The organism is Hyphomicrobium sp. 99 (genome assembly GCF_000384335.2).
Classification (GTDB): Bacteria; Pseudomonadota; Alphaproteobacteria; order Rhizobiales; family Hyphomicrobiaceae; genus Hyphomicrobium_B.
In genome coordinates this window covers 937,320-958,976 of sequence record NZ_KQ031382.1, presented here as the reverse complement: position 1 = coordinate 958,976, position 21,657 = coordinate 937,320, and the positions used below count along the sequence as shown (strand labels likewise).

Below are 21,657 nucleotides of genomic sequence, written 5' to 3'. Positions count from 1 at the left end.
ACTCAGGGCCTCATTAAATTTGAGTTGAAGAGCGAAATCGTGACCCCCGCTTCAAAGATGCCGGCAACCGTTTGCTGCCGCCAAACGTCAGGCACGCCTGTTAAGGCCTGAGCCACGCCGTCAAAACCAGATTTTGCGGAGCTTATAGGGCAGTGCCCGATTGATCGCAAATTCCGCTTAGTTTGGCTAATCGCAATTTGGGGCTTCACGGCGCGCCTTCAAGAGCGGCGAGCCCCGTTTCATTGGGATGTCCGGCGATTATAAACGTAAAGCGTCGATGGGTGGTCGTCGCGCGGCCCCTTCGGCAGTTCTTCCCGGCTTGCCTCAATCCATTCCGATGTATCGAGGGGCGCGAAGTGCCGGTCGCCTTCGACGACGGCATGAACGCGGGTTAGATAGATGCGATCTGCAACGGGAAACGCCGCCTCGTAGACCCCAGCGCCGCCGATAACCATGATCTCTTCGACGCCGCGGGTCCTCGCCAGAATGCGCGCAAGGGTCAGCGCGTCGCTCACCGTATCGCAGGTCGAGACGCCCGCGACCTCGAAGGCCGGGTCCCGCGTGACGACAATGTTGTCGCGGCCATCGAGCGGCTTGCCGATCGATTGGAATGTTTTGCGGCCCATGATGATGGGCCTGTCCATCGTCAAGCGGCGGAACGTCTTCAGGTCGGACGAGAGCCGCCACGGCAGGCCGCCATCGCGGCCGATGACGCCGTTCTCGGAGACGGCAACGATCAAGGAAACAGTGATTTCATTCATGGCGATCGCATAGCAACGGCGCGGGCAAGAAGCAAATCTGTCTGCGCATCGCGTTGTCATCTCGGCGAAGGCTCAGCAAAGAGCTGGGACCCAGACCTGAACCGCAAGATCATTGCTCGACGTCTTGGGTTCCCGATCTCGCAAGCGGGCTCGCCCGGATGACAACCCCGAGCATCTCCACGGCCGTCATCCCGGCGGAGGCCGGGATCCAGTCATGTCAGCAAAGATCTCTATGTTGATAATTGTCTTGGTGCCGACCTTCGTCGGCATGACGGTGGTTGCTTTCATTCGTCATCCCCGCGAAGGCGGGGATCCATCCAAGGGAGATGTTCATTGCAGATTTCTCGCTTGGACGGATCCCGGCCTGCGCCGGGATGACGGTGGTCGCCTTCGACGCATCTTCGCTGCGCTCGGCCGAGGATGACGGAAGCCGTTACACTGCCACTGGGGCCTTGATGTGGGGTAAGGGGTCGTAGCCCATGAGTTCGAAGTCTTCGTATTTGAAATCGAAGATCGATGAGACTGCGGGATTTATCTTCATCTCGGGCAGCGGGCGCGGCGCGCGCGACAGCTGTAGATCCGCCTGCTCGAGGTGATTGAGATAAAGGTGCGCGTCGCCAAACGTGTGCACGAAGTCTCCCGGCTTCAGTCCCGTCACCTGCGCCATCATCATCGTCAACAGCGCGTAGCTCGCGATGTTGAAGGGCACGCCGAGGAACACATCGGCCGAGCGTTGATAGAGCTGGCAGGATAGCTTGCCGTCGATGACGTAGAATTGGAAAAGGCAATGGCACGGCGCCAATGCCATGTTCGGAAGGTCGCCGGGATTCCAAGCCGTCACGATGATGCGGCGCGAGTCCGGGTTGCGCTTTAAATCGGAGACGACATTCGTGATTTGATCGATCGTGCCGCCGTCGGCGGTTTCCCAACTGCGCCACTGCTTGCCGTAGACCGGGCCGAGGTTGCCATCCGAATCCGCCCATTCGTCCCAGATGCTGACGCCGTGCTCTTTCAAATACTGGGTGTTCGTCGCCCCCGACAAAAACCAGAGAAGCTCAACGATGATCGACTTCAGATGCAGCTTCTTCGTCGTGACCAGCGGGAAGCCTTCGGAAAGGTCGAAGCGCATTTGATGGCCGAAGACCGACAGCGTGCCGGTACCGGTGCGGTCGGTTTTCTTTGCGCCTTCGGTTCGCACGCGGCGCAGCAGGTCGAGATATTGTTGCATTGGGTCAGCACTAATCGATTCTGGACCGCTGATCGATTCCGGAGGCCTTAGCCGAGCGAGCCGCCAGCTGAGAACGCCATCAAAAGAATGATCAGAGAGTTGTAGGCGCCATGACAAACGACCGGTGTCAATAGCGTTCCAGTGCGCTCGCGGAGCCACGCGAGATAAAGCCCGATCAGCGTAATCGCAGCGACGCCGTAGGGTGAATAATTGGCGTGCAGGAACGCCCACGTGATGGCGGTGGTGAACGCCGTACCGGCAAATCCCAATGGCGACGGCCGCACCGCATCGAACAGCAAGCCTCGGAACAGGCACTCTTCGGCGAGCGGCGCGCCGATACCGGCCGCGATGAGGATGAGCCACCACGTCCGCGAGTTCATCATTTCAGCGAAAGGCTGCAGGTCGTGTTTCAGCGCGTCCGGATTGAAAACGAACACGCAGGAGGCGAACACCATCGCGAGCGCCACCAAGGCAAGGATGGAGAGCACGAGCGTCTTGAACCCGCCCGGCGGCATGCCGAAATTCAGGAACGGCACACCCGCAACGCGCCGGCGGCGCACGTTAAGCAGAAATAGCGAGCCGACCGTCACGGCCTGGAAGGCAAAGAGCGATGCGGCGACGCGGCCGGTCAGCAGGGCTTCGGGTTCGCCGGCCGTGAAGGCGCGCGCTTCATGGATCCCACTCCAGAGATCAAAAGCTCTCGCGGCGGCATCGCCGAAGGCTTTCGCTGCTGCGACGATTACGACGGCAAGGGCGATCGCGACGGCGATCCCCTTCCAAATCGCAGCTGGCGTTTGCACCGGAACCTTATCTTGCGACGAAACGCTCACTCTATAAGTTCTCTCGATAAATTCTCCGGCGCGCCTCGCGCCCAACGATCAAATCACCGCACCAAACCCAACAGCAACGCCAAAATAGGGGGCTTCCTGCGGCCAGCACCTTGTCCAATCGTCGCCTGCCGATAACAGATTTCTTCGTCAGGATGCGAGCATAGGCGTGGAAACGCTTTTTTTCCAAAGCATTGCACCCTATATTCGGGGTGCTGGCTCTGCCAGCTATGGTGATAAACGCGGTCGTAATAAGCCGATCGGACCCGGGGGCGGTACCCGGCGCCTCCACCATTCTCTCGTTGGGGTCTTTCGACTCCCTTCGGGAAGCCGGCCGAAAGGCCCGGTGGGTATGGGGGCGAAATAGGATCGACGAAGGCGTAAAGGACTTAGCTTTTGCCCGGCATGATACCACCGTTATCGGGTCATACAGAATAGTTGCCAATGACAACTATGCTGAGGCCGCTCTCGCTGCGTAATGCAGTGCGACTAGCCTGAACTCGAAGCCCTTATTCCTAGCAGAATAAGGCGCGGTCCGGAGGGCACCGGGCAACAGAAGCCCTCCACTTCTTTACTGCGTCCCATAGTGGTCCATCGGCACTTGGACTTGACGGGACGGCAAATCTGATTTCAGAGGTCAGACGAGGAATTAGCGATTGAAGGCTGAGGCATGGCATCGGGGCCGTCCATAGATTACGCAAAGCTGCAACAGGAGGCGATGCGAGGCGTTGTGCGCGCGGTTCTGCAACAGGTCGTAAAGACCGGGTTGCCCAACGAGCACCACTTCTACATCTCGTTTCACACGCAGGCGCAGGGCGTGATCCTGTCGAAGCGGTTGAAGGAAAAATATCCAACCGAGATGACGATCGTTCTCCAGCATCGGTTCTGGGATCTGATCGTTTCGGAAGACCGGTTCGAGGTGAAGCTCACCTTCGACGGCATTCCTGAAAGGCTTGTCATTCCGTTTGCCGCGATCAAGGTCTTCATCGATCCGAGCGTGCGCTACGGGCTGCAGTTCGACGACGAAGCCAGCGATCGGGATGCGCCCCCGGCGCCGCGCGCGGTGACCGCTGACGCGACCTACGAGCACGGCGACGCAACCGACATTCCACGCACGCAGACCAAAAAGACCCGCACGGCTCGCAAGCCGCGTGGCGACAAGGATGCGCTCACCGGCGCTCCGGCTCTGGCTGCCGTGAAATCCGATCATGCGATGCCGCCCAATCCGGAACCTGCGACGCGGGCCGGCGAAGACGCGCCGAAGGACGGCGACGACGCCGATGCCGCGAAGGAAGCAGTCCCCGAAGGCGGCGCGAAGATCCTGAGCCTCGATCAGTTCCGGAAGAAGTAGCGCCGGGTTCAGGCGGCACATTGTTGCGTCGCGGTAGTGTGCTCACCGGCTCGCTTTGATTTTCTCTGTCGGACTTGAAGTTACTTATCGTCGTGAGGCTTTCCCACGACGGTTTCGTCGTTCGACGCTTGCCCTATCGGATACTTGGGCAAACAGTTTTCTTTCGAGCCCCTACAGAGTGCATTGAACGCCGGCCCGGAAGCTGGCAATCTTGCCGTGAGCGACGGGGCGAAGACATTCCTCTCTGCACTGCCGAAAATCATATTTCCAAAATCTGACTTGCTTACTCCGCCCTGTGAACTCCACGCATTCACCTGCGCGAATGGCACGAAAAATCAGACCAAATTTTTTGGGAAGGTGGTTTCATGGCCGATTCTGCAATGGGTATTCTGCGACGTGAGGGCGAGCGGCGTGGCGCTTCGGGCCATGTTCCCGACACCCAAGACTTTGACGAGCATGTGCGCTTCTACCAAAGCGCGCTGCGTATTGTGAGAATATTCCTGGTGTTCATCGCGGTACTCCTGCTGGGAATGTATTTCTTCCTCGTCAGATGAACTTCGACCGCTGAGCTTGAATTCGCGCTTCGCTTTTCGTTCCGCAGTGGACGGAGGGATGGATCGCGCTCGGCTGGAAAAACTCGCCACGAAGGAATCCGTCCCCGAAGGCGGCGCCAAGATCCTGAGCCTGGATCAGTTCAGGAAGAAGTAGCGGACGCGGCGGCGCGTAGTTCTCGGTGCGCTTCTGCGCCAGCATCGCTTGACTTGGTCGTCACTTCTTTCGCGGGTTCAGCCAGATGCGGCCAGAGCGAAGAGAATTCTAAGACACCGTGACGGTGGTTTTCCAACCCCTCGCTTTCGCTCTCAGCTGCTTCACCACTCTAGCTTCGAAGGCCGCCCCATTCATCACCGTCGCGGAATCCGCCGCCATGTCGAGCATCGCGGGCACGACGGCGCGATACTCGTCGATGACGTAACGCACCGCAAACCCCGTCGGCCCTTTGGTCACAAGGATCTTGCGATAGCGTTCGGTATCCTCCGCTGTCGCCTTGGCGAGCACTATCTGCGCCGCCTGCTCAACGGGCGCGCCATGCGTTGTTTTGTATATAGTCGTCTGCTCGAGGTCCCCGATCACCGCCTGGCGTGGATCCGATACAGCGACCTGATGCTGCGTAGCGAAATGTGGAATAACCTGCCATCCCATGATGCAGAGGGCGACAGCCGCGACGCAGCGAGAAAGGGTTGAGCCCCGATCCTTCTCCGGCACCATCGCGAAAGCTTCGACAAAGCCATCTTTGATGTGTTTCACCCAGCCGCCGTTTTCTTCTTTGCCCGTCAGCCGCAAGGCAACGTCGGTCAGTCGCTCAAAAAGGCTGCTGCGGTCCTTGAAGTCCTTGCCCTGCCGCTCGCCAGCCTCCTGCATTTTATTTAGGGCCCGGCTTGCATCGTAGGCGAAGCGCGTCTTATCGCCGTCTTCGACGAAATCGACCTTAACCTCACTGCGCTCGCGCTTTGTCAAATACCGAGCATTGGGCCGTCCATAGCGGATCAGGGCATAGGTTCGGTGGAGGAAGGACGACACCGCTTTGACCGCGTTAGCGCGTGTGAGGGTATCGATGCCGAGTGGCACAATCTGCTCGAAACGTACTCTCTCATATCGCACGTACGGGTTTTCCCCAGCGATCCAGAGGGCCTGAAGATGTTCGAGGTCTTGAACCGTCCTTACTATGAAGGTTGTCACGCGGAGTTCCTTCGAGCCGAATCGATGTCGATATGCGAGAAGTGTAAAGGGAAAGATGGACTTGTCCCCTATCAACAGGCGTTAGCCGCCGGCTTTCCACAATCAGCGTGCTAACCATCCCACCAACTTCCCCTCCAAAACTTATCCCCGCTCTCGCCCGCAAACGCATACTCCCCTCCATCTTCCCACGCTGACAAAGGGCATGAGCTCGTGCCGCGAGACATGTGTGGTGAAGAGCATGTGGGGCCGCGCGGAGAAATCGGTATGCCGCGGGTTTTCTGCCTGCCGCGCGTGGGCCTCTAAGGAGGCGGCGCGGTGAAACGCCGCTCGAAAGGAGATGCGGGGGCGGATGGCGGGTTCGACGGCTCAGGGATCGCCTTCAAGGGCGGTTCGCACTCATACGAGAGGCGCCGGACGCAAGGGCCGGAGCCGAGGCGGAGAGTTGGCATGCACGGGGCGGCATCGGTCCGCATCCCCAATCCAATTGCAAAGAGCGAGGCCCTGCCGCCCCGTCCCTTTGTTGTTTTGTGCACGGCGACTCGCCTCCGGCGAGCCGGCCGCCGTGCACGCTTGTGTTGGAGCCGGCCGGTTGGTCTTTGTCGGCGCAACCGACTCCGCTTCGCGGAGCCGGCCGGTTGCGCTTGCTATTTTTGGCGCAACCGACTCCGCTTTCGCGGAGCCAGCTGGTTGCGCTTGGCGTTCGAGATTGTCGCCCCTCCACCGCCGTCATGCCGGCGGACGCCGGCACCCAGTCAGGTTTCAACAAAACGGCAGTGGCGGTTCGCTCCGAGCGGACAGCACGTCCGAATGCGCTGCACTTTGTCTGGATCCCGCGAGTTTTCCGTTGGCGCCGGCGACACGCGTTCCGCGAGCCGGCCGCCGGCGCATTGTTCGCCGGGATGACGGCGGGTGGGGACGAGCGAGGACCGACCACCGTTGTCATCCTCGGGCTTGGCCCGAGGATCCATTGATCCGCATCGACCGTGCCCGCTGCGCGATGGATCCTCGGCATGAAGCCGAGGATGACAGTGGTGTGGATAGTGCCCTGGCTCCCGGCTTTTCGCTGCGCTTCGGCCCGGATGCATGGGGCTACGCCCGACCCAACTTATTACCGGCTCGACAAACCGGCTCGTATGCGCGACGAAGCGGGAATTCCGAGACAGCTGAACATTCACGGGACCGAGCACACCATGACCAAGACGCGCACCGAAACCGACACCTTTGGCCCGATCGAAGTCGCGGCCGATCGTTATTGGGGCGCGCAGGCCCAGCGCAGCCTCGGTAATTTCAAGATTGGCTGGGAAAAGCAGCCTGCTCCGATCGTCCGCGCGCTCGGCGTCGTCAAGCGCGCCGCAGCCGAGACGAACATGGGGCTCGGCAGGCTCGATCCGAAGATCGGCGACACCATCATCAAAGCGGCCCAGGAAGTGATCGAGGGCAAGCTCGACGCGCATTTCCCGCTCGTCGTCTGGCAGACGGGCTCGGGCACGCAATCGAACATGAACGCCAACGAGGTCATCTCGAACCGCGCGATCGAGATGCTGGGCGGGGAGATGGGCTCGAAAAAGCCCGTGCATCCCAACGACCACGTCAACATGAGCCAGTCGTCGAACGACACATATCCGACGGCCATGCACATCGCGTGCGTCGAAGAGATTCATCATCGCCTACTGCCAGCGCTTCAATATCTGCGCAACGCGCTGAACGACAAGGCGCACGCCTGGTCGAAGATCATCAAGATCGGGCGTACGCATACGCAGGACGCGACGCCGCTGACGCTCGGCCAGGAGTTCTCGGGTTATACCCAGCAGGTGGAGAACGGCATCAAGCGGATCGAGCAAACGCTGCCGGCGCTGATGGAACTCGCGCAGGGCGGCACGGCGGTCGGTACCGGCCTCAACGCGCCAATAGGTTTCGCGGAAATGGTGGCAGAGCGCATCGCGGCCATCACCGGGCTTCCGTTCAAGACCGCACCCAACAAGTTCGAAGCGCTTGCCGCGCACGACGCGATGGTGTTCTCGCACGGCGCGATCAACACGGTTGCCGCGTCGCTCTTCAAGATCGCGAACGACATTCGGCTCTTGGGTTCGGGCCCGCGTTCAGGCCTCGGCGAGCTTTCGCTGCCGGAAAACGAACCGGGCTCGTCCATCATGCCGGGCAAGGTTAACCCGACGCAGTGCGAGGCGCTGACGCAGGTTTGCATTCAGATTTTCGGCAACAACGCTGCGATCTCTTTCGCCGGAAGCCAAGGGCATTTCGAGCTGAACGTTTACAATCCTGTAATGGCCTACAACTTTCTGCAATCCGTCCGCCTGATGAGCGATGCTGCGGTGTCGTTCACCGACAATTGCGTCACCGGCATCGAACCCCGGGAAGACAACATCAGGGCCGGACTCGAGCGTTCGCTGATGCTCGTCACGGCTTTGGCTCCGAAGATCGGATACGACAACGCTGCCAAAATCGCGAAAACCGCGCACAAGAAAGGCACGACGTTGCGCGAGGAAGCCGTCGGCGGCGGTTATGTAACAGACAAGGAATTCGATGAGATCGTGCGGCCGGAGAAGATGATCGGGCCTGAGTGACGTCTTCGATTTCACGACACTCTCCGCGACGTTCAACGCGTTCGCGGAGAGACTTTCATGAACGCTTCGTTGCGACCGAACGGCGCTTGCTCTAGCAAGTGCTGCGTCGCCGTTTGACGGATTTACATTGCTGCAGATAAAATGACTGAAACTCTGGATGTGATTTGCATCCTTTGCGGAGTGCATTTTATGACCGCCGAGATCATCAATCTCAACAAGGTCCGAAAAGCCCGCGAGCGCGCCGACCGCGAACGCGAGGCAAATGAGAACCGGCTAAAGTTCGGGCAATCGAAGACGGAGCGCAGTCTTGTCGACGCGCAGCATCGCAAGTCACAGGCCGAGCTCGACAGGGCCCGGCGCGAAGACGATCGTACCACCGACGACGCCGACGATATCGATCCCGGCACCGCCTCGTAAATGAGGCCTGAGAAGCGCTCGTTCTCAATTCAGGGGCATCGAACGTCGGTCTCGCTCGAGAAGGCGTTCTGGCTCGCACTCAAGGAAGCTGCCGTCGAAGACGGCACGACGCTGGCGAGCTTGATAAATTCCATCGATAAAGGACGTGGCGAAGCGGGGCTTTCGAGTGCTGTACGCGTTTGGCTCCTCGACCGCCTGAAAGCGCGTGCGCAGGCACCGGCGAAAGAGCGCGATTAACGAGCGGGCCGTTGTTCGACCGGCGTCCGTCTCTCACCAGCCCCGCATTCGTTGACGCTCGCGGAAATCGATATCCGGCGGGCGGCTCGACCCGGTGTCGCACCAGGGGTTGCCGTAATAACCGAAACGGCCGTTGATCGGCGTGCAGTCGCGCTCCGCGCGCTCTACGGGCCTCGCATGCCGCGCCTTCTTCGAACTGACCGCAACGTGGTTCGCAGATGCTTCTGAGGTTGCAGAGACCGCAGTGACTGCGAACGCAATTCCGATGACGAGCAGGGCTGTTTTCAAGACGGGTGACCTTTATCTGGCTGTCGCGTCGCCGGCCGCGGGAGCTTTGACATAGGTATTCCACGAAGCGACCGCCAGTGAGCCGCCTGCTTTGACAGGCGCGACGTTTCAGGCGCTCCTCCCGGGGCGCCAGCGCGAAACGCCATTCTATGGAAGCGGCGCAACTGAAGCTTTTGCGGAATTCCACCGTTGGCGGATCAACGCCGGCTGCGAAAGGTGTTCTCGATCGCCGAGCCCCCCGCTCTGCGTTATGGCAGGCGGCCCCAGCTAAAGAGGCCGTACAGCCAGGCTGCCACCGCGCCGAAACCAGCGGTGATGCACAGTATCGGTACGATTTCGCTGACGTTGAGGTTGCCTTCGAGTAGTGGCGACGACTTGTGCGCGAGATAAGGTATCACGATAAACGCGCTGATGAGGCCCGGACCGAAGAGGCCGAGGATGGCGCCGCGAATGGTCATCATGCCCTGAGGCTTCCAACCGAGGATCAGACCGAACAGCGCGCCCCAGAGGCCGCCAGTCAATGTAGTCCCGACGATCCAAGGCAATTCGAGCGTCGGCACAAGCAGGCTCGGCACAGGTTCCGTGCTCCAGGGAACGGCGTTCCAGCCAGTCCAATAGTGCACGAATATCCAACTGATCGCCTCCTGGGCCGTGGCTGCGGCAATCGCCCCGGCGATGAAGCCCAACACGATACTCTTCAAGGCATTCATGGTCGTCCCCTTCCCCGTCTATTCCCCTTGCGCGACGCGCCCCCACACCTTCTTGCTACATTGCCTGCTCGAACTATTCCATGCCCGATGCTCGATTTGCGGATTTCCGCTGAAGGCTGTTCGCGGGAAGCAACTGTTCTGCTCTTGATGATACAACGCGCCTTATTTTAGCCTATTGCGTCGGGCTTTCAGTATACGCCGCACATAAGATGCAACTCGTCCTTGGTGACAGGGCATCTCCGGTCTCATCGAGATCACGGAAGTGAGGCGCTCCGGGGGGCTGGCGCTCGCGGTCCCCTGCCCATTCCAATCAGCTTCGCAGCATGAGCTCCGCGCTCGTCATAAGCCGCTCCTTCGTGGGAGCGGGCGCCGCCGATTGGCCATTTCCCATCATCAATCACGAGGACTTCCCATGAGTAAGGGATCTAATTTTGCTGTGCTTTCTCTTGTACTTGCCGCGACGACCGCGCCAAGTCTCGTCGAGGCCAAGTCGTACAATGGCGATGGTTACCGCCTCAGGGACCGGGCGATGACCAGCCGCCGAATGAAGTCGAGCGGTGACAACATCGCGTGCCTGACGTCGGAAGCCCGCAACGTCCTCGCGCGTATCCGCAGCCAGTTCAACAACGTCGATATCGTTTCGACCTGCCGACCCGGCGCCACGATCGCCGGCACGAACCACCCCTCGAAGCATGCTTCGGGGCAGGCGATCGATTTCCGCGTTCCGGGACGTAAAGCCGAAGTCGTCCGCTGGCTGATCGCCAATTATCGGAACGGCGGCATCATGACCTATTACGATATGGATCATATCCACGTCGACGTCGGCACGCGGTTCGTGGCTCTTAACCGTCCGAGCGGCCGAACCTAAGTCAGAAGGCGGGCCGTGTGGCCCGCCTTATTTTCAATCAGGCGTTGTCTGCCGAATGCCGAAACAGCATGCATTTCAGGGCCCTGAAGCGGGTTCCCACAGTCCCGCGGCCGCCTGCGACGATCTTGCCTTTCTTGAATTTGCAAGGCATATAGGTCGCCATCGAACACGCCTTGGCTTACTCTTCGACAGCGCTACCGCCTGCCCTAAGACGTCTCCATCGCGCGATTTGATTAACTCCGGTCAATTCTGCCGGAGAATGCATGTTTGCTTTGGAGGCAATTAATGTCGAACGGGACTGTGAAGTGGTTCAATGGCCAGAAGGGCTACGGCTTTATTCAGCCTGAGGAAGGTGGAAACGATGTTTTCGTTCACATCTCCGCAGTTGAGAGAGCAGGTCTTCAGTCGCTCCGCGAAGGCCAGAAGATCTACTTCGAAACCGAGCGTGGACGTAACGGCAAAATCGCTGCCGTGAACCTCCGTCCGCTCTAAGGTTTTCGAGGCCACTCCACTCATGCGGGGAGCAGCTCGGCTGCTCCCCGCTTTTCTTATCCGGTTATCAAACAAGAAGTTCGGGAGATCGAATGGCGAAAGAAGAGATGCTCGAGTTCGAGGGCGTGGTGGACGAAGTTCTGCCGGACGCCCGCTGTCGCGTGAAACTCGACAATGGGCATGAAGTGATTGCCTACACATCGGGGCGCATGAAGAAGAACCGCATCCGCATTCTCGCCGGCGACCGCGTGACGGTCGAGATGACCCCTTATGATTTGACCAAGGGCCGCATCAACTTCCGTCACAAAGACGGTCGTCCGGGCGCTGGCGGTGGCGAACCTGCAGGCACTGCACGGTCGAGCGGCGGTCCCCCTCGTCGCGGCGGACGCTAAAAGAATTACGAATTGCGCGCTGCCTTCAACCGCAGTGCTCACCCGTGAGCTAACGGGTTTTAGTCACTAACGGAAAGTTCGGCGGCGCGCTCTTTGTGATTGGCGCCGAGGCGCTTGGCGGTCCAGAGCCAGACGATGACCATCGGGACGGCGATTGCGCCCGTCGCTCCACCGGCGAATCCAAGTCCGCTTCCAACGATCGCGTAGAGCCATCCGGACGTCGCGTCGCCGCCGCGAAATACGACCGTGTCGATGAAATTCTGCACCTTGTATTTGTCGGCGGGCGTGGCGAGCGTGTAGATCACCTTGATCGCCGGATTGGCGAGCGCGAACGAGACGATCCGCTCAGCGACCATTACGGCTGCGACGATCCAGAGAGCGGCGTCAAACGTCAATAAAAGCACGCCTATCGCGCCTGTCACGGGCAACGACAGCAATGCGACCGTCACGCCGAAGCGTCGCAGAACTCTGGCCGTGCCGAACACTTCGATCAGGAGCGTGACGGTGCTGACCGCGAGGTCGCGCCCGGAGAAGAACAGCACACGGTCGGCGCTGTTCGTTATCGATGCCGCGACGAGGCGCGCCTGCTCCAAGTAAAAGAACGTTCCGATGATGTTTGCGACGAAGATGAAAAGCGCGATGCGCGCGAACATCGGATTTGTGAACACCTTGGTCGCGCCATCGAGTATGCCACCGCCGGCGGGTTCGCCGCTTCCCTTTGCTTCTGCCGGACGCAGGCGGCGCAATTGCAAGCTCGCCAGCATCGAAGCGGTCAACAGCGCCGCCGACACGAGCAGCAGATCGACAGGTTGAAAGACCCTGACTAGGCCCTGCGTGAGCAAGGGACCGGCAAGCGCGCCAGCGGTGCCGCCCGCGGAGATGAAGCCGTAAAGCCGCGTCGCCTCCTCGTGCGACCAGAGTTCAGACATCAAACTCCAGAAGAGCGATACGACGAAGAGATTGAAGATGCTTGCCCAGACGAAGAACGATCCGGCTGCCAATCGATCCTCAGGCGACGCTTTCAACACGAGCCAAAAGATCACGAGGTTTGCGGCGAAGAAGACGTAAATTGATGGGAGCACATAGCGGCGCGGGAATCGCGTGGCGACAAAACCGAAGAGCGGCACCAGGACGAGCATCACCACGAAGACGACAGTGAAGAGCTGGTGCAGGGATTCTTTTCCGAGCGCGACGCCCATTTCATCGCGCACTGGGCGGATGATGTAGTACGCGGACAGCAGCGCGAAGAACATCGCAAACGATGCGAGAAGCGCTGCGATCTCTCCGGGCGCGACGTTGACAAGGCGCCGAAACCACGGAGCGCGGTCGGGGATCGTCGCCGATGATGGGGATTGGATTGATGACATGCCGGTCAGGGTTCTCGCAGCATTTTCCATTGTTGTCTTCGCGGAACTAACCGGGAAGAACGCGCGTCATTCTGATTGATGCGACGCAGCAGAGAGACGCGAGCGGCGAGGCTGCCGGACAGTGTACCTTTCCTGCATAAGCTTGCCTTATCCTTAGGCATGGAAAGCTTTTCTGGATTGTGACTATGAATAATCGTTCTATACTGACGCAGTGCAGCAACAACAAGCTGTTGAGTGAGTTGGTCGACAGCGAGAAATCCTTACTAATACAAGGACTTGCGAACGATATGAACTATTACGCCTATGAAATGGCCCATGCGTTCATGTCCCCTGTCCGATTCGGTGTTCAGGCGCTCCGTCAGACGCTCGGATGGCCCCTCAACCCCGTGAGCTACACTGCGGCGGGGAAGAACATGATCGCCGCGTGCGAAGTGTTCGAGAACATCACCCGCAGATACGGTAAACCGGAATTCGGCATCAAGAGCGTGCAGCTCGCCGGGCTGACAATTCCGATCCGTGAAAACGTCGTTCTCGCCAAACCCTTCTGCAATCTGCTGCATTTCGAACGCGATCAGTCGGAAACGGGCAAGCGTTACGATCCGAAAGTCTTGATCATCGCGCCGATGTCCGGCCACTACGCGACGCTGTTGCGCGGCACGGTCGAAGCCATGCTTCCCGAGCACGATGTCTACATCACCGACTGGGCGGATGCTCGCAACGTGCCGCTCGCCGCCGGCCAATTCGATTTCGACGACTTCGTCGATTACCTGATCGATTTCATGCGTTTCACCGGCACGAACACGCACGTCATGGCGGTGTGCCAGCCTGCCGTTCCGGCGCTCGTTGCCGCCGCGGTCATGGCTGCGCGTAACGAAGTCTGTCAGCCGGCATCGCTGGTGCTGATGGGCGGACCGATCGACACGCGCCGCAACCCCACGAAGGTCAACGATCTCGCCGCGCAGAAATCACTTTCATGGTTCGAGTCGAACGTCATCTCGACCGTGCCGTTTCCGCATGCCGGATTCATGCGTCCCGTTTACCCGGGTTTCATGCAGCTCACGGGCTTCATGACGATGAATCTCGAACGGCACATGAATGCCCACGTCGACCTCTTCAATAACCTCGTCAAAGGCGACTGCGACAGCGTCAACCAGCATCAGACGTTCTACGAGGAATATCTGTCGGTCATGGATCTGACCGCCGAGTTCTATTTGCAGACCGTCAAAACGGTGTTCCAGGATCACTTGCTGCCCGATAAGAAACTGATGCACCGCGGCGAACTCGTCGATTGCTCGGCGATCCGCAGGACGGCGCTGATGACAGTCGAAGGTGAGCGCGACGACATCTGCGGCCTCGGACAAACGGAAGCTGCACAGGATCTCTGCGTGGGCGTTCCTCACGATGAGAAGGTGCACTATGTGCAGCAGGGCGTCGGCCATTATGGCGTGTTCAACGGCACGCGCTGGCGCACGGAAATTCAGCCGCGCATTCGCGAATTCTTTCGGACGATCAATTACAAGCGGCTGACGGGCGACCAGACAACACGCATGCCGAAGCCCTACCGCGTGTTGAAGGATGCGCCCGACATCGCACCCGATTGGCGCTCGCCGGCATCGAACGCCACGCTCAATGGCGTCAACGGCAAACATCCGCCGTCTGCCGCGGGCGAATGATTAGAGCGTCGGCCCGGATAGAAACAGGACCGACGCTCTAAGTTTTTGTTGTCGCATCGCTTTTGCACAAAACCGGTGCCCACTTTTGTGCGCGATGCTCTAGTGCGCCTCGTCCCAGTTGTTTGCGGCTTTCGCATCGACGTGGATCGGCACCGATAGTTTGACGGCGGGTTCGGCTGCCGTCTCCATCACCCGGCGTGCGACTTCGATCAGCTTCGACGCGTCGGCTTCGGCCACCTCGAAGACGAGTTCGTCGTGGACCTGCAGCAGCATGCGGGCTGAATCCAGATTCGCCTTCTCGATTGCTTCCGGCATGCGGATCATCGCGCGCCGAATGATGTCGGCTGCCGAGCCCTGGATCGGCGCGTTGATCGCCGCACGTTCCAGGAAGCCACGCATGGACGGGTTCTTCGTGTTGATCTCGGGATAGTGGATTTTCCGCCCGAAGATCGTCTCGACGTGACCGTGGGCATGCGCAAACTTCTTCGTCGCATCCATGTAGTCGCGAATGCCCGGGAACCGCTGGAAATACGTCTTGATGTAGTCGCCCGCTTCCTCGCGGCTGATGCTCAGCTGGTTCGCGAGGCCAAACGCCGAAATGCCGTAGATGATGCCGAAGTTGATCGCCTTGGCGCGACGGCGCACTTCTCCCGGCATGTCCTTGACAGGCACGCCGAACATTTCCGATGCCGTCATCGCGTGAATGTCGAGGCCTTCGGCGAAGGCTTTCTTCAGCTGCGGAATATCAGCGACGTGAGCCAATACGCGCAGCTCGATTTGCGAGTAGTCGGCGGAGATGAGCTTCATGCCCTTATCGGCGATGAAGGCGGTTCGAATCTCGCGGCCCTCTTTCGTGCGGATCGGGATGTTCTGCAGATTGGGATCTGACGAGGCGAGGCGGCCGGTGGTCGTCGAAGCGAGCGCGTAGCTCGTGTGGATGCGCCCCGTCGATGGATCAATGAATTCGGGCAGCGCGTCGGTGTAGGTCGAGCGAAGCTTCGAGATCTGCCGCCATTCGAGCATCGTATTGATGAGCTGGCGCGCATCGCCGTCGATGTCCTCGTTAGCCGCGAGTTCGTCGAGCAGGTTGGCGCGTGTTTCCCATTGGCCGGTCTTTGTCTTCTTGCCGCCCGGCAGTTTCAGCCGATCGAACAGCAGCTCTCCGAGTTGCTTCGGCGAGCCGAGATTGAATTTGTGGCCGACCAATCCATTGATTTCTTCTTCGAGCCGAACGGCGCGCTGCGCGAAAGCGCTCGACAGCCGCCCGAGGATATCGCGGTCGACTTTGATGCCTGCATGCTCCATCGCGACGATGACGGGGACGAGCGGCCGCTCGAGCGTCTCGTAAACTGTCGTCACGCGCTCCGCAGCAAGGCGCGGCTTCAGGACTTTCCAGAGTCTGAGCGTCACGTCCGCATCTTCGGCTGCGTATTCGGTTGCCTTGTCGAGAGGCATCGCAGCGAAGGTCTTTTCCGACTTCTTCGCGCCCGGAGCTTGTCCCATCGCTTGAGCGAAGGTCATGCACGCATGGCCGAGGTGGCGCTCGGCGAGCACGTCCATGCCGTGAGCGTTGCGCCCACCATCGAGCGCGTAGGAGATCAGCATCGTATCGTCGAACGGTGCCACTTCGACGCCGTACCGCTTCATCACCAGCGCGTCGTACTTGATATTCTGGCCGATCTTGAGAACGGAGGCGTCTTCAAGCAGCGGGCGCAGAAGTTCCAAGGCTTCGGTGATCGCGAGCTGCGGCGGACGGTTATCGTCGCCGCCGAAAAGATCGTTGCTCGGTCCCGTGTGGCCGAGCGGTATGTAGCAAGCTTCGCCCGGCGCAATGCCGAGGGAAATGCCGACAATATCGGCGCGCGTCGCGTCAAGGTCGGTGGTTTCGGTATCGAACGCGACGTAGCCGGTTGCGCGGGCCTTGCTGACCCATTCCTCGAGCTTTGCCCGCGTCACGACCGTTTCATACTTGCTGCGATCAATCGCTTTGCCGCGCGCGATCGCGCTTCCGGCTGCGACGGCAGCTGCCGGACTTGCTTCCTCGAACGACGTTTCTTCGCCCAGCGCTTCGATCTGATCGGAGGTCGATTGCACCTTGGATTTGATGCTTGCGCCGACGGAGACCGCAAGCGGCGGCGGGGCTTCCGCACCCAGGCCTTCAGCGATGCGTTTCGTAAGCGTGCTGAATTCCATTTCGCGCAGGAAGCCCAGAAGCGTATCGGCCTGGGGGTCGCGAACGCCAAAGTCAGCGATTTCGATCTCGAGCGGCACATCCTCTTTCAGAAGGACGAGTTGCCGCGAGATGCGTGCCTGCTCGGCGAATTCAATAAGCTTCTCGCGCCGCTTCGGCTGCTTGATTTCACCTGCTCGCTCAAGCAGGGAATCGAGATCGCCGTATGTCGAAATAAGCTCGGCGGCCGTCTTGATGCCGATGCCGGGCACGCCCGGGACGTGGTCGATCGAGTCGCCCGCGAGCGCCTGCACGTCGATGACCTTTTCGGGCGGCACACCGAACTTCTCGATCACTTCATCGCGGCCGATATGTTTGGCTTTCATGCCGTCGAACATCGTGACGCCGGGCCGCACGAGTTGCATGAGGTCTTTATCGGAAGACACGATCGTGACATCGCCGCCAGCGTCGACAGCGATTTTGGCGTAGGTCGCAATCAGGTCGTCAGCCTCGTACCCTTCGCGCTCGATGCAGGCGACGTTGAAGGCCTTCACGGCGTCGCGGATGAGCGGGAACTGCGGAACGAGTTCCTCGGGCGGCGGCGGACGATGCGATTTATATTTGGGATAAATCTCGTTCCTGAACGTTTCGCGTCCGGCGTCGAAGATGACGGCCATGTGGGTGGGCGCTTCGGATACCTTCGACTCGCGCAAAAGCTTCCAGAGCATCGCGCAGAAGCCGTGTACGGCGCCGACGGGCAGCCGGTCGGACGGGCGCGTCAGCGGCGGGAGCGCGTGGAACGCCCGGAAGATATAGCCTGAGCCGTCAATCAGATAGACGTGGCTTCCCTTGATGACGGGAACTTTTTCCGCCGCATCTCCGACTGGCGTTTGCTCAACTTTATTCTGCTGCATCTTTGCTCTTTTGGCCATGGCGCGAGGCCTATCGAATGACGTCGTGCGCGGCTAATAAAAAAGGTCGCGCGAAAGCCGCAGAAAATACGTTTCCCAGCGAAATCGCGGCCATTATCGCACGCTAGCGGATCAATCTGCCCATTGGGTCTGGCAGTCCGTTGACAGCGGCCTGTGCCCCATGGCTGATGTCCGCCAGCACCTATGTAGGATGCCGCCCGGCATAGTTGCAAACCGTCGTTTCGGGGAGACTATTTGTCATGCGCACGACCGTCAAATTCGCGGGCCTTGTCGCCGCTACCGCCGCAATCGTTTCAACTTTTGGTGCCGTCGAGGCGAATGCGTTGCCGCGTTGCCGCGCCCCGGTCGAAGGCGTCGCGACAGCAACCGGCATTCTGGGCAAGGGTTCGGAAAAGGCCCGGATCGAAGCCCGCGAAAACTGGAAGAACACTGTCCGGAACCTCTACGGCCCGCGTTATGCCGACTTCTGGAACGCGCAGGGCAAGCAGTGGGATTGCAAAAAGGGCGCGATCCTCCTGGCAAAATGCGTCGTCGTCGCCAAGCCCTGCCGTTACTGAGGGTTGTAGCGGCGCGTAGTGGAGGTGAGGCGCCAAGTCTCACCTTAATTCGCGGCCAATTCTCCATAAGCCAGCGGGCCGCAGGCGACTGCATTTGCGGCCCATCAACGAATGGGCTATCAGTCTCGCCGAAGGCACCCGTAGCTCAGCTGGATAGAGTGTCGCCCTCCGAAGGCGAAGGTCGCAGGTTCGAATCCTGCCGGGTGCGCCATTTGCGAACAAGACCGGGCACCCCTCAGAGCCCCAGCGACCTGACGCTTCTCTTTAGAGCCGAACCGTTTTCTCCAGCAGGGTGAGCGCCTTGCCGCGCCGGTCCTCTACCAAAAATCCGAGCATCAGCGACGCGGCCGCCTCCTGAAAGGCACGCTCGAGTTCATCTTCTCCAGTCTCTCCCGCCACCCAAAACGAGATGCAGCCCCGAAAACTGTAGGCCAGTTGCCGAGGAAGAAGAGTCTTCGCCAACGGTTGGCGGTTTACGGCAATTCCTTTGAGGTCACCGAGCGCCGTTGCCCAAAGTCTCGTTGATTGCCCCATCACTGCGCCGGGTTCTCCCGTCGCGCTCCCAAGCGAACCGACGATCCGCTTTGAAACGTCGGCTCGATCACGCAAAACGTTTACGGCGATACGCCCCATTTTCAAAACGCGGTCGACCGCGTCGCCCCTTGGGGTTGTTTCGGCGAACGTTTTTTCCATCCGCCCTATCAGCCGCATCGAGAGCGCCTGCATGATCGCGGCCTTGCTTCCGAAATGATTGAAAGGCGTGGCGAAGCCGACTCCCGCCTCCGCTGCCAAGGACCGCATGCTGAAATCTGCGGTGTCGCTGCTTTCAAGAAGCCGTTCGGCAGCGTCGAGAACCGCTTCCCGCGCGGCGCGCCGATTTTGCTCTCTTAGCGACGACTTATCGCGGATCATCTTCCCAGCTCTCTCTGGTTGAATTCTATATCATGATATAGATATCATATCCTGATATTACATCCATAGGAAAAGGCGATCCATGAAAAACAAAACATTTCTCATCACCGGCGTTAGCTCGGGACTCGGCAAAGCTTTTGCGGAAGGCGCTCTTGGTGCGGGCCACACCGTCATCGGTACGGTTCGCAAACCGGAAGCGGCGGGGGCCTTCGAGGCTCTCGCACCGGGGCGGGCACACGCGGTCATCCTCGACGTCACTCGCTTCGATGCCGTTGTTTCGACCGCATCCGAAATCGCACGCAAGCACGGGGCCATCGATGTGCTCGTCAATAACGCGGGATATGGTCAGGAGGGCATCCTGGAAGAATCTTCCATGGATGACCTTCGCAGGCAGTTCGAAACCAACGTCTTCGCGCCGGTGGCGATGATCAAAGCCGTCCTTCCCGGAATGCGCGAGCGCCGTTCCGGCCGCATTGTCAACGTCACGTCGATGGGCGGCTTCATCACGTTGCCCGGCATTTCCTATTACTGCGGCAGCAAGTTCGCCCTCGAGGGCATTTCCGAAGCGCTCGGTAAGGAAGTCCGGCCCCTTGGCATCTTTGTAACAGCGCTAGCGCCTGGCCAATTCCGCACCGATTGGGCAGGCCGTTCCATGGAACGCGCCCCGCGCACCATCTCCGACTATGACGCCATCATGGATCCCATCCGGACGGCCCGCCAAACCAAAAACGGAAATCAGCCGGGTGATCCGGCCAAAGCGGCGCAAGCGTTGCTTGCCCTCGTTGAATCCGAGAGTCCCCCAACCCGCCTTTTCCTTGGGGGTGATGCTCTAAAGCTCGTCGGCGACAAGATCGAGAGCATGAAGACGGAAATAGCCACTTGGCAGAAGACGTCTCTCTCGACCGATTTCGCGTGATCAAGTGGCAAAGCATCTGCGCCCTATCAAGACGCTACGCTGCGGCTTGCAATTCAAAAAGCTCGACCTAGCCGTCTTTGAAGCGCAGTTGCTTCTCCTCGCCCTCGGTGCGAAGACGAGAGGCCGGTCTGAGGCGTTCGCGTAGGGCGAAATTTTAGTCGACAACTCGCGGAGCGGCACGAAATGCCGGAAGGAGAGCGTTCGCACCGGCCACTACCGCGGTGATCTTCCGCATCGCGGTGGAGGACGGTTCGACCGCCATCTCAAAACGATAGCAAATGAGCCCGAAGAGAACATTGCGGCGACGTGCATCATCTCTGCGCTGAGTGAGCCGACGACCGACCCTGGCTTCGCCCCAGCTTCCGGTCGGGCTGCGCTAAGCGAAGTGCGACCCAACGCCGGCAGGACGGCAGCTTCTGATTGCACTTCACGTCGATCTTCGGGCGACCTGACTGGGCGCCGGGCGAACTGTCCGCGGCAACGCCGGCCACGCTGGCGGGATCGACGTTGAGATCGCGCGCGCACTTGGTAATGAGTTCTTGGGCGGTCATTTGCGCCAAGAAGGTATTGGCGGAAATAGCAGATGAACTGAGCAGCACCGAGACCTTCGTTTCGGGCAGCGCGCGCAACACGCGCACGGCGCCGCTTGGACCTGCAAGGTATGCGAGGCGCAGATTGATGAAGCTCGTCGCCAGGCCTTCTCTCGCAAGATGTGCGGAGTTGTCCTTTGTGTATGCCTCCGCGGCTCGCCGGGCGAACGCGCGGTCTTGGCGCAGTGCTAGCAGCGCGACGGCCGATAGCGATATCGTCTCCTCGGCGAAGTGCCGTCGGACAATATCGAGAAACGTTTCCTGGATGAATTGAAATGGGCCGACGGCAGTGGAACCTGGATTGCGCGCAGTATTTTGGCCACTTGACTCCGCCATCATGAGGCGGTCGAGAAATGTCTCGAGCGCCATCGCTGGCGGCGCGCTTTCGGCGGCCGGGTTTGCTTGGATCTGCTCCGGCGCCTTTTGCGCTTTGTCGGTTTCTTCGGCGGAGGCGGAGACGAGCCCAACAGTAAGAGCCGCAAGGCTGGCCCATGCCAGTGCGGCGCACCACTGCGGCTTCGTGAGCGGGCGCTGACTGCCTTCCAGCATCGCAAGACTCCATCGCGTGACTAATCTCAAGATTAGACAGGCTGTTCCCGCTTACCGAATTCTACTGCCTAATTACCTGCACACCTAAGGCAAGGTTCCTA

22 protein-coding genes, 1 tRNA gene and 1 other RNA gene are annotated in these 21,657 nt (G+C 59.8%); 13 read left to right on the top strand and 11 right to left on the bottom strand.

Annotated elements, in window-relative coordinates; genetic code table 11:
• Nucleotides 1–239: 239 nt before the first annotated feature.
• The 3 genes from G359_RS04875 to G359_RS04860 all read right to left on the bottom strand — a co-directional run bounded on the left by G359_RS04875 (nucleotide 240) and on the right by G359_RS04860 (nucleotide 2,819).
• A complete protein-coding gene (locus G359_RS04875; protein ID WP_045835217.1) occupies nucleotides 240–761 on the bottom strand; it encodes a dihydrofolate reductase in 522 nt (173 codons plus the stop codon).
• 433 nt (nucleotides 762–1,194) lie between these two features.
• A complete protein-coding gene (locus G359_RS04865) occupies nucleotides 1,195–1,989 on the bottom strand; it encodes a thymidylate synthase (RefSeq protein WP_045835215.1) in 795 nt (264 codons plus the stop codon).
• 47 nt (nucleotides 1,990–2,036) lie between these two features.
• Nucleotides 2,037–2,819, bottom strand: a complete 783-nt coding sequence (locus G359_RS04860; RefSeq protein ID WP_045835214.1) for a CPBP family intramembrane glutamic endopeptidase — start codon at nucleotides 2,817–2,819, stop codon at nucleotides 2,037–2,039.
• Between the two features lie 172 nt (nucleotides 2,820–2,991).
• Between G359_RS04860 and ssrA the strand changes: the two genes are divergently transcribed.
• The 3 genes from ssrA to G359_RS04845 all read left to right on the top strand — a co-directional run bounded on the left by ssrA (nucleotide 2,992) and on the right by G359_RS04845 (nucleotide 4,721).
• Nucleotides 2,992–3,384, top strand: a transfer-messenger RNA (tmRNA) gene (ssrA, locus tag G359_RS19905).
• A 102-nt stretch (nucleotides 3,385–3,486) separates the two neighbouring features.
• The gene (locus G359_RS04850; protein ID WP_045835212.1) at nucleotides 3,487–4,167 is read left to right on the top strand and encodes an SspB family protein; all 681 of its coding nucleotides are present in this window, start codon (nucleotides 3,487–3,489) and stop codon (nucleotides 4,165–4,167) included.
• A 365-nt stretch (nucleotides 4,168–4,532) separates the two neighbouring features.
• Nucleotides 4,533–4,721, top strand: a complete 189-nt coding sequence (locus G359_RS04845) for a hypothetical protein (RefSeq protein WP_045835211.1) — start codon at nucleotides 4,533–4,535, stop codon at nucleotides 4,719–4,721.
• On the opposite strand, the gene G359_RS04840 is transcribed toward G359_RS04845, so the two are convergent.
• Together G359_RS04840 and G359_RS04835 are read right to left on the bottom strand one after the other, a co-directional pair.
• Nucleotides 4,714–4,920, bottom strand: a complete 207-nt coding sequence (locus G359_RS04840; RefSeq protein ID WP_045835210.1) for a hypothetical protein — start codon at nucleotides 4,918–4,920, stop codon at nucleotides 4,714–4,716. The two genes, G359_RS04845 and G359_RS04840, sit on opposite strands and share 8 nt — an antisense overlap.
• Before the next feature lie 63 nt (nucleotides 4,921–4,983).
• Entirely contained in the window at nucleotides 4,984–5,904 is a 921-nt protein-coding gene (locus G359_RS04835; RefSeq protein ID WP_156150672.1) for a hypothetical protein, read from the bottom strand.
• Between the two features lie 1,190 nt (nucleotides 5,905–7,094).
• Here G359_RS04835 and fumC point away from each other — a divergent pair.
• The 3 genes from fumC to G359_RS04815 all read left to right on the top strand — a co-directional run bounded on the left by fumC (nucleotide 7,095) and on the right by G359_RS04815 (nucleotide 9,140).
• Nucleotides 7,095–8,486: a class II fumarate hydratase gene (gene fumC / locus G359_RS04825; protein ID WP_045837657.1), complete on the top strand. Its 1,392-nt coding sequence runs from the start codon at nucleotides 7,095–7,097 to the stop codon at nucleotides 8,484–8,486.
• 189 nt (nucleotides 8,487–8,675) lie between these two features.
• The gene (locus G359_RS04820) at nucleotides 8,676–8,903 is read left to right on the top strand and encodes a DUF4169 family protein (RefSeq protein WP_045837656.1); all 228 of its coding nucleotides are present in this window, start codon (nucleotides 8,676–8,678) and stop codon (nucleotides 8,901–8,903) included.
• Nucleotides 8,904–9,140 (top strand): ribbon-helix-helix domain-containing protein, encoded by a 237-nt coding sequence (locus tag G359_RS04815; protein WP_045835207.1) that lies wholly within the window; start codon nucleotides 8,904–8,906, stop codon nucleotides 9,138–9,140.
• A gap of 33 nt (nucleotides 9,141–9,173) precedes the next feature.
• Here the strand turns inward: G359_RS04815 and G359_RS19900 are convergent, their stop codons facing one another.
• Together G359_RS19900 and G359_RS04805 are read right to left on the bottom strand one after the other, a co-directional pair.
• On the bottom strand, nucleotides 9,174–9,428 hold the full coding sequence (locus G359_RS19900; RefSeq protein WP_245279933.1) for a hypothetical protein: 255 nt from the start codon (nucleotides 9,426–9,428) through the stop codon (nucleotides 9,174–9,176).
• A 248-nt stretch (nucleotides 9,429–9,676) separates the two neighbouring features.
• On the bottom strand, nucleotides 9,677–10,138 hold the full coding sequence (locus G359_RS04805) for a hypothetical protein (protein WP_045835205.1): 462 nt from the start codon (nucleotides 10,136–10,138) through the stop codon (nucleotides 9,677–9,679).
• 412 nt (nucleotides 10,139–10,550) lie between these two features.
• Between G359_RS04805 and G359_RS04800 the strand changes: the two genes are divergently transcribed.
• The 3 genes from G359_RS04800 (at nucleotide 10,551) to infA (ending at nucleotide 11,890) form a co-directional block, all read left to right on the top strand.
• Nucleotides 10,551–11,006: a YcbK family protein gene (locus G359_RS04800; RefSeq protein WP_045835204.1), complete on the top strand. Its 456-nt coding sequence runs from the start codon at nucleotides 10,551–10,553 to the stop codon at nucleotides 11,004–11,006.
• A gap of 285 nt (nucleotides 11,007–11,291) precedes the next feature.
• Nucleotides 11,292–11,498, top strand: coding sequence for a cold-shock protein (locus G359_RS04795; protein WP_013214405.1), 207 nt, complete (start codon nucleotides 11,292–11,294; stop codon nucleotides 11,496–11,498).
• 92 nt (nucleotides 11,499–11,590) lie between these two features.
• Nucleotides 11,591–11,890 carry a translation initiation factor IF-1 gene (gene infA, locus G359_RS04790; RefSeq protein ID WP_045835203.1) on the top strand — a complete coding sequence of 100 codons (300 nt, stop codon included), beginning with the start codon at nucleotides 11,591–11,593 and terminating at the stop codon, nucleotides 11,888–11,890.
• Between the two features lie 59 nt (nucleotides 11,891–11,949).
• On the opposite strand, the gene G359_RS04785 is transcribed toward infA, so the two are convergent.
• Nucleotides 11,950–13,287, bottom strand: a complete 1,338-nt coding sequence (locus G359_RS04785) for an NTP/NDP exchange transporter (protein ID WP_245279932.1) — start codon at nucleotides 13,285–13,287, stop codon at nucleotides 11,950–11,952.
• Between the two features lie 257 nt (nucleotides 13,288–13,544).
• Here G359_RS04785 and G359_RS04780 point away from each other — a divergent pair, with 257 nt between their 5' ends.
• Nucleotides 13,545–14,930, top strand: coding sequence for a polyhydroxyalkanoate depolymerase (locus G359_RS04780; protein ID WP_052699479.1), 1,386 nt, complete (start codon nucleotides 13,545–13,547; stop codon nucleotides 14,928–14,930).
• A gap of 99 nt (nucleotides 14,931–15,029) precedes the next feature.
• On the opposite strand, the gene polA is transcribed toward G359_RS04780, so the two are convergent.
• Nucleotides 15,030–18,014, bottom strand: a complete 2,985-nt coding sequence (polA, locus tag G359_RS04775) for a DNA polymerase I (protein WP_045835202.1) — start codon at nucleotides 18,012–18,014, stop codon at nucleotides 15,030–15,032.
• Nucleotides 18,015–18,271: 257 nt separating this feature from the next.
• On the opposite strand from polA, the gene G359_RS04770 reads away from it, so the two are divergent.
• Nucleotides 18,272–18,589: a hypothetical protein gene (locus G359_RS04770; RefSeq protein ID WP_052699186.1), complete on the top strand. Its 318-nt coding sequence runs from the start codon at nucleotides 18,272–18,274 to the stop codon at nucleotides 18,587–18,589.
• 134 nt (nucleotides 18,590–18,723) lie between these two features.
• Nucleotides 18,724–18,800 (top strand) — tRNA-Arg (locus G359_RS04765).
• A 53-nt stretch (nucleotides 18,801–18,853) separates the two neighbouring features.
• On the opposite strand, the gene G359_RS04760 is transcribed toward G359_RS04765, so the two are convergent.
• Nucleotides 18,854–19,501 carry a TetR/AcrR family transcriptional regulator gene (locus G359_RS04760; RefSeq protein WP_045835201.1) on the bottom strand — a complete coding sequence of 216 codons (648 nt, stop codon included), beginning with the start codon at nucleotides 19,499–19,501 and terminating at the stop codon, nucleotides 18,854–18,856.
• A gap of 82 nt (nucleotides 19,502–19,583) precedes the next feature.
• Here G359_RS04760 and G359_RS04755 point away from each other — a divergent pair, with 82 nt between their 5' ends.
• Nucleotides 19,584–20,417, top strand: coding sequence for an oxidoreductase (locus G359_RS04755; protein ID WP_045835200.1), 834 nt, complete (start codon nucleotides 19,584–19,586; stop codon nucleotides 20,415–20,417).
• A 311-nt stretch (nucleotides 20,418–20,728) separates the two neighbouring features.
• Here G359_RS04755 and G359_RS04750 read toward each other — a convergent pair whose 3' ends face one another.
• Nucleotides 20,729–21,556 carry a hypothetical protein gene (locus tag G359_RS04750; protein WP_045835199.1) on the bottom strand — a complete coding sequence of 276 codons (828 nt, stop codon included), beginning with the start codon at nucleotides 21,554–21,556 and terminating at the stop codon, nucleotides 20,729–20,731.
• Nucleotides 21,557–21,657: the final 101 nt, after the last annotated feature.

Bases quoted from the DNA above. Each gene is read 5' to 3' on its own strand.
- G359_RS04875 (WP_045835217.1), bottom strand. From the start codon at position 761: ATGAATGAAATCACTGTTTCCTTGATCGTTGCCGTCTCCGAGAACGGC.
- G359_RS04865 (WP_045835215.1), bottom strand. From the start codon at position 1,989: ATGCAACAATATCTCGACCTGCTGCGCCGCGTGCGAACCGAAGGCGCA.
- G359_RS04850 (WP_045835212.1), top strand. From the start codon at position 3,487: ATGGCATCGGGGCCGTCCATAGATTACGCAAAGCTGCAACAGGAGGCG.
- G359_RS04845 (WP_045835211.1), top strand. From the start codon at position 4,533: ATGGCCGATTCTGCAATGGGTATTCTGCGACGTGAGGGCGAGCGGCGT.
- G359_RS04840 (WP_045835210.1), bottom strand. From the start codon at position 4,920: ATGCTGGCGCAGAAGCGCACCGAGAACTACGCGCCGCCGCGTCCGCTA.
- fumC (WP_045837657.1), top strand. From the start codon at position 7,095: ATGACCAAGACGCGCACCGAAACCGACACCTTTGGCCCGATCGAAGTC.
- G359_RS04820 (WP_045837656.1), top strand. From the start codon at position 8,676: ATGACCGCCGAGATCATCAATCTCAACAAGGTCCGAAAAGCCCGCGAG.
- G359_RS04815 (WP_045835207.1), top strand. From the start codon at position 8,904: ATGAGGCCTGAGAAGCGCTCGTTCTCAATTCAGGGGCATCGAACGTCG.
- G359_RS04805 (WP_045835205.1), bottom strand. From the start codon at position 10,138: ATGAATGCCTTGAAGAGTATCGTGTTGGGCTTCATCGCCGGGGCGATT.
- G359_RS04800 (WP_045835204.1), top strand. From the start codon at position 10,551: ATGAGTAAGGGATCTAATTTTGCTGTGCTTTCTCTTGTACTTGCCGCG.
- G359_RS04795 (WP_013214405.1), top strand. From the start codon at position 11,292: ATGTCGAACGGGACTGTGAAGTGGTTCAATGGCCAGAAGGGCTACGGC.
- infA (WP_045835203.1), top strand. From the start codon at position 11,591: ATGGCGAAAGAAGAGATGCTCGAGTTCGAGGGCGTGGTGGACGAAGTT.
- G359_RS04785 (WP_245279932.1), bottom strand. From the start codon at position 13,287: ATGGAAAATGCTGCGAGAACCCTGACCGGCATGTCATCAATCCAATCC.
- G359_RS04780 (WP_052699479.1), top strand. From the start codon at position 13,545: ATGAACTATTACGCCTATGAAATGGCCCATGCGTTCATGTCCCCTGTC.
- polA (WP_045835202.1), bottom strand. From the start codon at position 18,014: ATGCAGCAGAATAAAGTTGAGCAAACGCCAGTCGGAGATGCGGCGGAA.
- G359_RS04770 (WP_052699186.1), top strand. From the start codon at position 18,272: ATGCGCACGACCGTCAAATTCGCGGGCCTTGTCGCCGCTACCGCCGCA.
- G359_RS04760 (WP_045835201.1), bottom strand. From the start codon at position 19,501: ATGATCCGCGATAAGTCGTCGCTAAGAGAGCAAAATCGGCGCGCCGCG.
- G359_RS04755 (WP_045835200.1), top strand. From the start codon at position 19,584: ATGAAAAACAAAACATTTCTCATCACCGGCGTTAGCTCGGGACTCGGC.
- G359_RS04750 (WP_045835199.1), bottom strand. From the start codon at position 21,556: ATGCTGGAAGGCAGTCAGCGCCCGCTCACGAAGCCGCAGTGGTGCGCC.